At 61.9% G+C, this 10,660-nt stretch carries 10 protein-coding genes and 1 pseudogene; all 11 read left to right on the top strand.

Features of this window, described 5'->3' with window-relative positions; all coding sequences use genetic code 11:
- Positions 1–182: 182 nt before the first annotated feature.
- Entirely contained in the window at positions 183–905 is a 723-nt protein-coding gene (gene pyrH / locus NKI59_RS34210) for a UMP kinase (RefSeq protein WP_023674934.1), read from the top strand.
- Positions 906–996: 91 nt separating this feature from the next.
- Positions 997–1,551 (top strand): ribosome recycling factor, encoded by a 555-nt coding sequence (gene frr / locus NKI59_RS34205; protein WP_084640965.1) that lies wholly within the window; start codon positions 997–999, stop codon positions 1,549–1,551.
- Positions 1,552–1,583: 32 nt separating this feature from the next.
- Complete coding sequence (locus NKI59_RS34200) at positions 1,584–2,306, top strand: isoprenyl transferase (protein WP_023674936.1); 723 nt, start codon at positions 1,584–1,586, stop codon at positions 2,304–2,306.
- Between the two features lie 3 nt (positions 2,307–2,309).
- Positions 2,310–3,143: a phosphatidate cytidylyltransferase gene (locus tag NKI59_RS34195; RefSeq protein ID WP_352616164.1), complete on the top strand. Its 834-nt coding sequence runs from the start codon at positions 2,310–2,312 to the stop codon at positions 3,141–3,143.
- 104 nt (positions 3,144–3,247) lie between these two features.
- Positions 3,248–4,390, top strand: coding sequence for an RIP metalloprotease RseP (rseP, locus tag NKI59_RS34190; protein WP_352708943.1), 1,143 nt, complete (start codon positions 3,248–3,250; stop codon positions 4,388–4,390).
- Positions 4,391–4,607: 217 nt separating this feature from the next.
- The gene (bamA, locus tag NKI59_RS34185) at positions 4,608–6,968 is read left to right on the top strand and encodes an outer membrane protein assembly factor BamA (protein ID WP_352708941.1); all 2,361 of its coding nucleotides are present in this window, start codon (positions 4,608–4,610) and stop codon (positions 6,966–6,968) included.
- A gap of 181 nt (positions 6,969–7,149) precedes the next feature.
- Positions 7,150–8,208 (top strand): UDP-3-O-(3-hydroxymyristoyl)glucosamine N-acyltransferase, encoded by a 1,059-nt coding sequence (gene lpxD, locus NKI59_RS34180; RefSeq protein WP_352568695.1) that lies wholly within the window; start codon positions 7,150–7,152, stop codon positions 8,206–8,208.
- On the top strand, positions 8,201–8,665 hold the full coding sequence (gene fabZ / locus NKI59_RS34175) for a 3-hydroxyacyl-ACP dehydratase FabZ (RefSeq protein WP_023674942.1): 465 nt from the start codon (positions 8,201–8,203) through the stop codon (positions 8,663–8,665). The genes lpxD and fabZ overlap by 8 nt, the downstream gene beginning before the upstream one ends.
- A 13-nt stretch (positions 8,666–8,678) precedes the next feature.
- Positions 8,679–9,512: an acyl-ACP--UDP-N-acetylglucosamine O-acyltransferase gene (gene lpxA / locus NKI59_RS34170; RefSeq protein ID WP_352708939.1), complete on the top strand. Its 834-nt coding sequence runs from the start codon at positions 8,679–8,681 to the stop codon at positions 9,510–9,512.
- Between the two features lie 6 nt (positions 9,513–9,518).
- Positions 9,519–10,421: an LpxI family protein gene (locus NKI59_RS34165; protein ID WP_352708938.1), complete on the top strand. Its 903-nt coding sequence runs from the start codon at positions 9,519–9,521 to the stop codon at positions 10,419–10,421.
- Positions 10,411–10,660: pseudogene (locus NKI59_RS34160) on the top strand (lipid-A-disaccharide synthase); the annotation flags it as partial. The gene NKI59_RS34165 and the pseudogene NKI59_RS34160, both read left to right, overlap by 11 nt.

The following is a 10,660-nucleotide window of genomic DNA, read 5'->3' as shown; positions in this document are numbered from 1 at the left end:
CATATCGGCCGGATCTGCCCTTGCTCGGCATTTTGCCCGGCGTGCCGTGACGCTACGCCGGGACAACTACCAAACCTACCGGGCCCGGGCGCCGTTTCAAAGCGCGGCGCCCTTCGTGTATCGGAACGCCCAGTGTTTCGGGGCGCACCGAAACGCGTCACACGCACGATGACGAGGACCAGATGACGGTGAAGCCCCTCTACCGACGTGTCTTGCTGAAAGCGTCGGGCGAAGCGTTGATGGGCGAGCAGCATTTCGGCATCGACGTATCGGTGGTCGACCGCATCGCCGCCGACATCGCCGAGGCCCGCGCATTGGGCATCGAAGTCGGTGTCGTCATAGGCGGCGGCAACATCTTCCGTGGCGTCGCGGTTGCGTCAAAAGGCGGAGACCGCGTCACCGGCGACCATATGGGCATGCTTGCCACGGTTATCAATTCGCTGGCGCTGCGCACCTCGCTCAACAAGATCGGCGTCGACGCCGTGGTGCTGTCGGCGATCGCCATGCCCGAGCTTTGCGAAAGTTTTTCGCAGCGTCAGGCGACCGCCTACATGAACCAGGGCAAGGTCGTCATCTTCGCCGGCGGCACCGGCAATCCGTTCTTCACCACCGATTCGGCTGCAGCCCTTCGCGCCGCCGAGATCGGCGCCGATGCTCTGTTCAAGGGCACCCAGGTCGATGGTGTCTATTCGGCTGATCCCAAGAAGGACCCGCATGCGACACGTTTCGAGCGGATCAGCCATGACGAAGTCATCAAACGCGGGCTTTCGATCATGGATACGGCGGCGATTGCACTTGCGCGCGAAAACAACATTCCGATAATCGTCTATTCGATCCACGAGAAGGGTGGCTTCGGCGATATCCTGAGGGGCGGCGGCCGTTGCACGGTTGTCGCAGACGATTGACCGGACCATGAACCCGAAAGGGACCGGTTGCGGATGAGGCTCGAACAGGGCCTAAGCAGTGAACCCGGGTTAACGGGTCGAGGAGACGATGATGAGTGGCGAGTACGACGATCTCAAACGGCGCATGGACGGGGCGATCGCCGCGTTCAAGCATGATCTGGCTTCGCTGCGCACCGGCCGCGCGTCGAGCAACCTGCTCGATGCCGTCCAGGTGCAGGCCTATGGCACCACCATGCCGATCAACCAGGTGGCAACAGTGTCGGTGCCGGAACCGCGCATGATTTCGGTTTCGGTTTGGGACAAGTCGATGGTCAGCGCAGTCGACCGCGCCATCCGTGAAGCCAATCTCGGCTTCAATCCTATCGTCGACGGTACCAATCTCAGGATTCCGCTGCCCGAGCTCAACGAACAGCGCCGCAAGGAACTGGTCAAGATCTCGCACGGTTATGCCGAGAATGCCCGCGTCGCCGCACGCCACGTTCGCCGGGACGGCATGGACTTTCTGAAAAAGGCGGAAAAGGACGGCGACATCAGTGAGGACGACCATCGCAAACGAGCCGACCAGGTTCAGAAACTGACCGACGAGACAATCAGCACCATCGACCACCTGCTTTCCGACAAGGAAGCGGAAATCATGCAGGTCTAGGGTCTGGCCACGCCTGGCCCGGAAGCGAGAATATGGCAACGCCCGCGCATGTCGCGATCATCATGGACGGAAACGGACGCTGGGCCAAGGCGCGCGGCTTACCGCGGCTGGCCGGTCACCGCGCCGGCGTCGAGGCGCTGCGCAAGACAGTGCGCGCCGCCCCCGGCCTCGGCATCTCCTTCCTGACCGTCTACGCTTTTTCGTCGGAAAACTGGTCACGGCCGAAATCCGAAGTCAGCGACCTCATGGGCCTGCTGAAGCTTTTCATCCGACGTGACCTCGCCGAGCTGCACCAGAGTGGGGTGCGGATCAGGGTCATCGGTGACAGGGCAGGGCTGCAGCCCGACATAAGGGGGCTGCTCGAGGAAGCCGAAACGCTCACTCTCAGCAACGAGGCGCTGACACTGGTCATTGCCTTCAATTACGGCGGGCGCGACGAGATCGTGCGCACCGCGCGCAAGCTCGCAGCGGCGGTGGCGCGCGGTGAGATCGAGAGCGAGGCGATCACGGCCGATTCCTTTGCCAGCTCGCTCGATACAGAGGGCATTCCGGACCCGGAACTGGTCATCCGCACCAGCGGCGAGCTTCGGCTGTCCAACTTCCTGTTATGGCAGGCCGCCTATAGCGAACTCGTTTTCCTGCCTTGCTACTGGCCCGACTTCAGTCGCGAGCACCTGTCCGATGCACTGCGCGATTTCGCCGGCCGCGAGCGCCGCTTCGGCGGACTTGCCGCCCAAGATGTCGCCTCAGGCTGAGGAATGAGCAACCTTCAGCTCCGGGTCATTTCGGCCGTCGTGCTTGCCATCGTCACGCTTGCCCTGACCTGGCTCGGCGGACTGTCCTTCCGGTTGCTTTGCGCCGCCATGGCGGCGGTGATCTTCTACGAGTGGACGCGGATGAGCCGCCCCGTTGCCCCGGCAGGTGCTGGTGCTACGGCAGGTCTCGGCTTTCTGCCCGAGGCGCTGATCGTGGTCTTTATTGGTGCCCTCGTCGCCGGCCTGCCTGCGTCTTTGCTGCTGCCGCTCGTCGCGGCTCTGGTTGCTGTCACTGCCGTCGCTTCTTCCATGCGCAGGGCAGGACCGTGGGAAGCATCCGGCCTTGCCTATGCGGCCGTGTCCGGCTTGTCGCTGGCCTTCTTGCGTGACGGCGACCATTCAGGGCTGCTGGCCATTCTGTTCCTATTCGCCGTGGTTTGGGCGACCGATATCTTTGCCTATTTCGTCGGCCGCTCCATCGGTGGTCCAAGGCTGGCGCCGTCGATCTCGCCGGGCAAGACGCGGAGCGGGGCGCTCGGTGGGTTGGTCGGCGGCGTAGTGGCCGGGCTGCTTCTGGCCGCCGTAGCCGGAACGGGCAACCTCGTCGTGCTTGGCGTGGTCGCACTGGTGCTTTCGATTGTCGCGCAGGCCGGCGACCTGTTCGAATCATGGGTCAAGCGACGCCACGGCCGTAAAGATTCCAGCACGCTGATACCTGGCCATGGCGGCATCATGGATCGGGTAGATGGGCTTGTCGCGGCGGCTTTCGCCCTATACGTCATCGGCTGGATTTCCGCGACCGCCGACCATCCGGCACAGGGGCTGTTTCCGGTTTGAACGGCATCGTCGGTGGGCCGACGCGGGGCTGCGTCATGGATTCGCCTGGATTGATGTCACAGTCGCGGCGTGATCTGTGCCGTGGATGAATTTGAGGGCATGAATTGAACGAGATTTTTCACGCGGTTTTCAGCACAGAGGGCTTTGTCCTCGGCACGCTGGTGCCTTTCCTGTTCGTGCTGACCGTGGTCGTTTTTGTCCACGAAATGGGCCATTACCTCGTCGGGCGTTGGTGCGGTATCGGCGCAAAAACCTTTTCGATCGGTTTCGGCCCAGAGATCATCGGCTTCAACGATAGCCGCGGCACGCGCTGGAAGCTTTGCGCCATACCGCTCGGCGGCTACGTCAAGTTCGTCGGCGACATGAACGCGACGTCGAGCCAGCCCAGCTCGGAGGAGATCGAGGCGCTGAGCGACGAAGAACGCAAGGTTGCCTTCCACACGCAGCCGATCTGGAAGCGCGCGGCGACCGTCGTGGCGGGGCCGCTGTTCAACTTCCTGCTGACGATCGCCGTCTTTGCCGTGCTGTTTTCCGTCCATGGCCGGCCCGTGCTGGAGCCGATGGTGGCTGAGGTCACCGTCGGCAGTCCGGCCGCCGCGGCCGGCATCATGCCCGGCGACCGATTCGTCAGCGTCGACGGCAGCAAGGTCGAGACCTTTGCCGACGTCCAGCGTCTGGTCTCTGGCCGCGCCGGCGACAGCATCACCTTCGTCATGCTACGCGCCGGCAAGGAAATCACCGTCACGGCGACGCCGCGCTTGATGGAACAACAAGACGCACTGGGCAACAAGGTCCAGGTGGCCGTGATCGGCGTCGTCAACAACAAGGAACTCGGCCAGCCACGGCTGATCACCTATAGTCCGGCCGGGGCGGTCGGGGCAGCGGTCCAGGAAACCGGACACGTCATCCAGCGTACCGGCCAGTTCCTGCAACGTTTCGTTGTCGGTCGCGAGGACAAGTGCCAGCTGGGCGGCCCCATCAAGATCGCCAAGATGTCGGGTCAGGCAGCAAAGCTCGGCTTTGAATGGCTCGTGCAGCTTGTTGCATTCCTGTCAGTCGGGATAGGGATTCTCAACCTTTTGCCGATTCCCCCCCTCGACGGAGGGCATCTTCTGTTCTACGGCGTGGAGGCTGTCATCCGGCGGCCGGTGTCCGAACGCATGATGGAAATGGCTTACCGAAGCGGCCTCATATTGGTGCTCGGGTTCATGGGCTTTGTTTTCTGGAACGATCTGTTTGGGTGCTGAAATCATGAAGGAATTTGGCTTCGGCACGAGCACTGTTGAGACGCCGTTTACCATGCGTGGGGATATGCGTGACGCGAAAGCCACGCCGCAGGGTTAAGTAAATACAAATTAACCAGAAGCCTTGCGTGTAGGGAAAATCCGGTTAATACGGTAGGGGAAATTACCGCACGTCCGGTTTTCTCGCCGTGGGGACTTCGAGAAAAGGTACAAAAGCCCGATGAAGGCAGCATCCAAGTTTCTGAGCGCCGCGTCCGCGGTGGCTATGTCCGCCGCTCTGGTTGTACCAGGCGCGCTCGCAGTGCAGTTCGTTGCCACATCGGCCGCCGAGGCGGCTGTCGTCTCCAGAGTCGAAGTCACCGGCAATCAGCGTGTCGACGCAGACACCATCCGCAATTACGTGACGATCAAGCCAGGGAAGGCGTTTTCCAGTTCGGATATCGACGATGCGGTCAAGGCGCTGTTTGGCACCGGGCTGTTTTCGGATGTGCAGATCAACCAGGTCGGATCGACGCTGGTCATCAAGGTGTCCGAATACCAGGTCGTCAACCAGGTGTTGTTCCAGGGCAACAAGAAGCTCAAGGACAACGCGCTTGAGGCCGCGGTGCAATTGAAGCCGCGCGGCACCTTCTCGCAACAGCAACTCGATGCCGATGTCGAGGCGGTCAAGGCCGCATACCGGCGTATCGGCCGCGACGATGCCGCCGTGACCACCCAGATCATGGATCTCGGCGACAACCGGGTAAACGTGGTCTTCAACATCAACGAAGGCGGCCGCACCCAGATTGCCGCGATCAATTTCGTCGGCAACAGCGCCTATTCGAGCCGCCGGCTGTCGGACATCATCTCCACCAAGCGTTCGTCCTTCCTGTCGTTCGTGCTGCGCGACGATGTTTATGACGAGGACAAGCTGCGCGCCGACCAGGAGCTGCTGCGCCGCTTCTATTATAATCACGGCTATGCCGACTTCCAGGTCGTCTCGGCTGTCGGCGAACTCGACGACACAACCAACAAATACACCGTCACCATCACGGTGCAGGAGGGCGAGCGTTATACGTTCGGGGATGTCAGCGTCGAAAGCACGATCCCCGAGGTCGACGCCAAGTCGCTCGAATCGGTGGTCGAGACCCACAAGGGCGATGTCTACAACGCCAAGAACGTCGAGGACACGATCATCGCCTTGACCGAAAAGGTCGCTGGATCCGGCTATGCCTTCGCCCAGGTGACGCCGCGCGGCGACCGCAACTTCGAAAACCACACGATCTCGGTCGTCTATACGGTCGACCAGGGTACCAAGGCCTATATCGAGCGCATCGAGATTCGCGGCAACGATCGGACGCGCGACTACGTCATTCGCCGCGAGTTCGATGTCAGCGAAGGCGACGCTTTCAATCAGGTCCTCATCCAGCGCGCGAAGAGGCGGCTGGAAGCGCTCGATTATTTTGAAAAAGTCGAAATTTCCACCGTTCCGGGTTCTGAGCCGGACCAGGTTGTGCTGGTGGTGGATGTGGTCGAGAAATCGACCGGTGAGTTCACGGTCGGCGCCGGTTATTCGAGCGGCGGTGAAACGTCAGGTCCGTCCGTCGAAGGTTCCGTCAGTGAGCGCAACTTCCTCGGTCGCGGCCAATTCATCAAGGTGGCAGCGGGCGGTGGCAAGAACTCGCGCGACTACAGCTTCTCTTTCACCGAACCCTATTTCCTCGGCCGCCGCATCGCGGCCGGCTTCGACATCTACAAGCAGAGCCGAAACTACGACCATTACGACAGCGACACGACAGGCGCGACCGTTCGCTTCGGCCTGCCGATCACAGACAATATCTCGACGCAACTCGCTTATAATATTGCGCAAGAGAAGTACGAGTTCGACGAGGGCTGCACCCCCCCTCCAACGGGCAGTTGCGACGTCTCCAAGGCGATCCAAAACGGCGTTAACGAGAGCCCATGGCTCAAGTCTTCGGTCAGTCTCGGTCTGATTTACAATACGATCGACGACATGAAGAACCCGCATGACGGCATTTATGCCAATGTCGGCACCGAAGTGGCCGGCCTCGGCGGCGATGCCAAATTCATCAAGGTCACGGCGCGCGGCAGCATTTATCAGACGCTGTCCGAACAATTGGACCTGGTGGGCCTCATTTCGGGCGGCGCCGGCCATGTCCAAGGCTATGGCAACGGCGATCTGCGTGTCTTCGATCATTTCCAGAGCAGCGACCGTATGATCCGCGGTTTCGAATATGGCGGCATCGGCCCGGTTGCTTTGGACAACAGCAATGACCATCTCGGCGGCACCACCTACTTCAATGCTTCGGCGGAAGCGCAGTTCCCGCTGCCGGTCATCCCGGAAAGCTTCGGTTTGCGCGGCGCGGTGTTCGCCGATGCGGCAACGCTCTACGGCAGCAAGATTGCTAGTGGTCTTGTCGATCAGTCGACGACCGGCATGGAATGGCGCGCTTCCGTCGGTGTCGGTTTGATGTGGGCATCGCCTTTCGGCCCGATCCGCATCGACTATGCGATCCCGGTCAAGAAGGAAAAGACCGACGACGTGCAGGAATTCAACTTCGGCATATCGACCCGCTTCTGATGTAGCGGGCAATGATGCTTCCGGCTCGTTTGGATCCGGATGGCAGTGATCCGACACTACAGCGCAGCGCGTCCTATCGGACGCGCAAAGGACGTTGTAGCACTTTGATTTGCGCATGATCCTTTCCGAGGGTCGATCTCCGATTTTCGGGGTCATGCGCTAGCTGGATATTGCTTCTGGAATGACCGATCCGGTGTTCTTCGCGCCCTCACGCCGGTATACGGCCGGCGAAGTCGCGAATCTGACCGGTTCGACGCTTGTTGATTCCGGTCTCTCCGATGTATCGATCGAGGCTCTGGCGCCCGCCAACGAAGGCGGCGAGAACGCCCTTGTCTTCGTCGATGGCAGGCGCAATTTCGCCCTGATGCAGTCACTGCGGGCGGCGGCGGTTCTCTGCCCTGCCGAATTTGCCGGCAAGGCGCCGGCGGGCATCGCGGTGCTGGTGCATCCGCGCCCGCAGCAGGCCTTCGCAATGGTCGGGCGTCTGCTTTTTCCGGCGGCTGCAACGCCTGGACCGATGACCGGCGAAACCGGTATCTCGCCGCACGCCCATATCGATGCGACCGCCCATGTCGAGGCCGGTGCGATCATCGAAGCGGGTGCGATCATCGGACCTCGCGCTGCCATCGGCAGCGGGACCGTCATTGCCCCGCATGCGGTCGTCGGTCCGTCCTCGCAGATTGGCCGCGACGGCTATGTCGGTCCAGGTGCCAGCGTGCAATATGCGTTGATTGGCAATCGCGTCATCATCCATGGCGGTGCCAGGATCGGCCAGGATGGCTTCGGTTTCGTGGCCGGCTCCAAGGGTCCGGAGCGGGTTCCGCAGATTGGCCGCGTCATCATCCAGGACGACGTCGAGATCGGGTCGAATACGACCGTCGATCGCGGCGCCATGTCCGACACGATCATCGGCCAGGGCACCAAGATCGACAATCTGGTGCAGATCGCGCACAACGTTCGCATCGGCCGCAATTGCATAATAGCCGGGCTTTCGGGTATTTCCGGTTCCGTGACGGTAGGCGACAACGTCACCATGGGTGGCGGTGTCGGCCTTGCGGATCATTTGACCATCGGGTCCGGGGCCAAGCTTGCGGCAAGAAGCGGGTTTATGAGCAATGTGCCTGCCGGTGAGATTTGGGGAGGATATCCGGCGCAGCCGATGGCGGAAGCCATGCGCGAGATAGCGGCCTTGCGCAGACTTGCACGGACGCGCAAACAGGGTGAGGGGGGAAATGGCTGACATCGCAGCGGCGACGCTCGAAGCGGTTGACATAATGCGGCTGATGAAGCTCCTGCCGCACCGCTATCCGTTCTTGATGATCGACCGTATTGTCGACATAGATGGCGACGAATCCGCCATCGGCATCAAGAACGTCACCATAAACGAGCCGCATTTCCAAGGTCATTTCCCCGACCAGCCGGTCATGCCCGGCGTGCTGATCATCGAGGCGATGGCGCAGACGGCCGGCGCCATCTGCATCCGCAGCCTTGGTACGGAAAAGCCGTCGCTGGTTTATTTCCTGACCATCGACAATGCCAAGTTCCGCAAGCCGGTCGTTCCAGGCGACCAGCTGAAAATTCATGTGAAGAAAATCAAGAAACGCGGCAATCTTCTCAAATTCGCTTGCGAGGCCCTCGTCGATGGCGCCAAGGCGGCGGAAGCCGAGATCTCGGCGATGATGGTCGCAAGCGGCTGACAAACGAATGCTAATGAAAATCCAGACAGTCATCCATCCATCGTCGGTCATCGAGGCAGGCGTCCAAATCGGCGAAGGCGCCCGCATCGGGCCCTTCTGTCACGTCGGCCCCGACGCCGTGATCGGCGACCGCGTCGAACTGGTCAGCCATGTCTCGGTGATTGGCGCGACCACCATCGGTGCATCGACCAAGGTCTATCCGATGGCGATACTGGGCGGGCCGCCGCAGAACACGAAGCACAAGGGCGGCCGTACCACGCTAGTGATCGGCGAGAACTGCACGATCCGCGAAGGTGTCACCATGCATGTCGGCACCGATTCCAGCCGCGGCGAGACGACGATCGGCGACAACGGCAATTTCCTTGCCTATGCCCATATTGCCCATGACTGCGTGGTCGGCAAGAACGCCACCTTCGCCAATCAAGCGACGTTAGGCGGGCATTGCGAAGTCGGTGACAATGTCTACATCGGCGGCCTTACCGCGGTTCATCAGTTTGTCCGCATCGGCGATAACGCCTTTCTCGGCGGTTGCTCGGCGATCGTCGGCGACGTCATTCCTTACGCCATCGCCGTTGGCAACCGTGCCAGCCTTCGCGGCCTCAACATCATTGGCTTGAAGCGCGCCGGCCTGCCGCGTTCGGAGATCCACTTGCTGCGCAAAGCCTACAAGACGATCTTCGATCGCTCCCGGACCGTCGGCGAAAACATCGAATTCGCCAAGGCGGAATTCGCCTCGTCGCCGACTGCCATGAAGATCGTCGACTTCATCGCCGGTCGCGGCAAGCGGCACTACGCCGTGCCGTCGCTCAAGGGTAGCGACGGCGACGATACCGATGATGAAGACTGAGGGCAGATGACGAAGATTGAGGCTGCCGGAAAGGGCCTTGATCTCGCGCCAGATGCCAAGGTCGGCATCATCGCCGGCGGCGGCAGTCTCCCGGTCGAAATTGCCCGAGCGCTCGCCCGGCAAGGCAAATTGCCCTTCGTCGTGATGGCGGCCGGCGAGGTCGATCGCATAGCCGATTTCGAGCCCTATGAGCAGGCAACCTTGAGGCTGGAAGACGTCGGCTCGCTGCTGCCGATCCTTAAGCGGCATCACATTACGCATCTCGTAACCGCGGGTCATATCACGCGCCGCCCCAGGCTGAGCGCCATGCGCCTCAATTTGGGCCTGCTCGCGTGGCTACCCAGCCTCTTCGTCGGTGTAACCCGGGGCGACGATACGGTGCTGAAACTGTTCGTGCGCAGGATCGAGCGCAGCGGCATCAAGGTCGTCGGCGCTCACGAGATCGTGCCGGAGCTGGTCGCCGCCGAAGGCCTGCTGACCAAGGCGGCGCCACGCAAATCCGACTGGCGCGACATCGAGGCGGCGCACGCGGCGGCAAAAGCCATCGGCGCGCTGGATATCGGCCAAGCGGCTGTTGCGGTCGGCGGCCGCGCCATTGCGTTGGAAGGCGTCGAAGGCACCGACGGGCTGCTCGAGCGGACAAGGGAGTTGCGCGGGCACGGCAGGCTGGCCGGCGGGAGCCGCGGTGTTCTGGTCAAATGCGCCAAGCCCGGTCAGGAACTGCGTGCCGATCTGCCCTCCATCGGCCCGCTGACCGTCGAGGCGGCGCATGCCGCCGGACTGGCCGGCATTGCCGTCGAAGCCGGTCGCTCGCTGGTGCTCGAAGGTCCCGCCACCATCGGACGTGCCAATGCGCTCGGCCTGTTCGTAATCGGCCTGCCTGCTGCGGAGCCGGCGCATGGCGAATGAGCGGCCGTTGAAGATAGCCGTCGTCGCCGGCGAGGAGTCCGGCGACCTGCTTGGCGCCGACCTTGTGCAGGCGCTCAAGCGCATGACCGGGCGCGAAGTTCGGCTTGTCGGCATCGGCGGCCGCCATTTGCAGGCGCTCGGCCTGGCGCCATTGTTCGACGGCAGCGAGATCGCACTGATGGGGCTTAGCGCCATCCTGCGCGACCTGCCGCGCCTGATGCGGCGGATCGGCCAGACGG

The organism is Mesorhizobium sp. M0598 (genome assembly GCF_040320865.1).
In the GTDB taxonomy this organism is placed as follows: Bacteria; Pseudomonadota; Alphaproteobacteria; order Rhizobiales; family Rhizobiaceae; genus Mesorhizobium.
The sequence above is the reverse complement of the archived record's forward strand: the minus strand, read 5'-3'. Positions and strand labels throughout refer to the sequence as shown.

Bases quoted from the DNA above. Each gene is read 5' to 3' on its own strand.
- NKI59_RS34200 (WP_023674936.1), top strand. From the start codon at position 1,584: ATGGCAACGCCCGCGCATGTCGCGATCATCATGGACGGAAACGGACGC.
- frr (WP_084640965.1), top strand. From the start codon at position 997: ATGAGTGGCGAGTACGACGATCTCAAACGGCGCATGGACGGGGCGATC.
- lpxA (WP_352708939.1), top strand. From the start codon at position 8,679: ATGAAAATCCAGACAGTCATCCATCCATCGTCGGTCATCGAGGCAGGC.
- pyrH (WP_023674934.1), top strand. From the start codon at position 183: ATGACGGTGAAGCCCCTCTACCGACGTGTCTTGCTGAAAGCGTCGGGC.
- bamA (WP_352708941.1), top strand. From the start codon at position 4,608: ATGAAGGCAGCATCCAAGTTTCTGAGCGCCGCGTCCGCGGTGGCTATG.
- lpxD (WP_352568695.1), top strand. From the start codon at position 7,150: ATGACCGATCCGGTGTTCTTCGCGCCCTCACGCCGGTATACGGCCGGC.
- NKI59_RS34195 (WP_352616164.1), top strand. From the start codon at position 2,310: ATGAGCAACCTTCAGCTCCGGGTCATTTCGGCCGTCGTGCTTGCCATC.
- fabZ (WP_023674942.1), top strand. From the start codon at position 8,201: ATGGCTGACATCGCAGCGGCGACGCTCGAAGCGGTTGACATAATGCGG.
- NKI59_RS34165 (WP_352708938.1), top strand. From the start codon at position 9,519: ATGACGAAGATTGAGGCTGCCGGAAAGGGCCTTGATCTCGCGCCAGAT.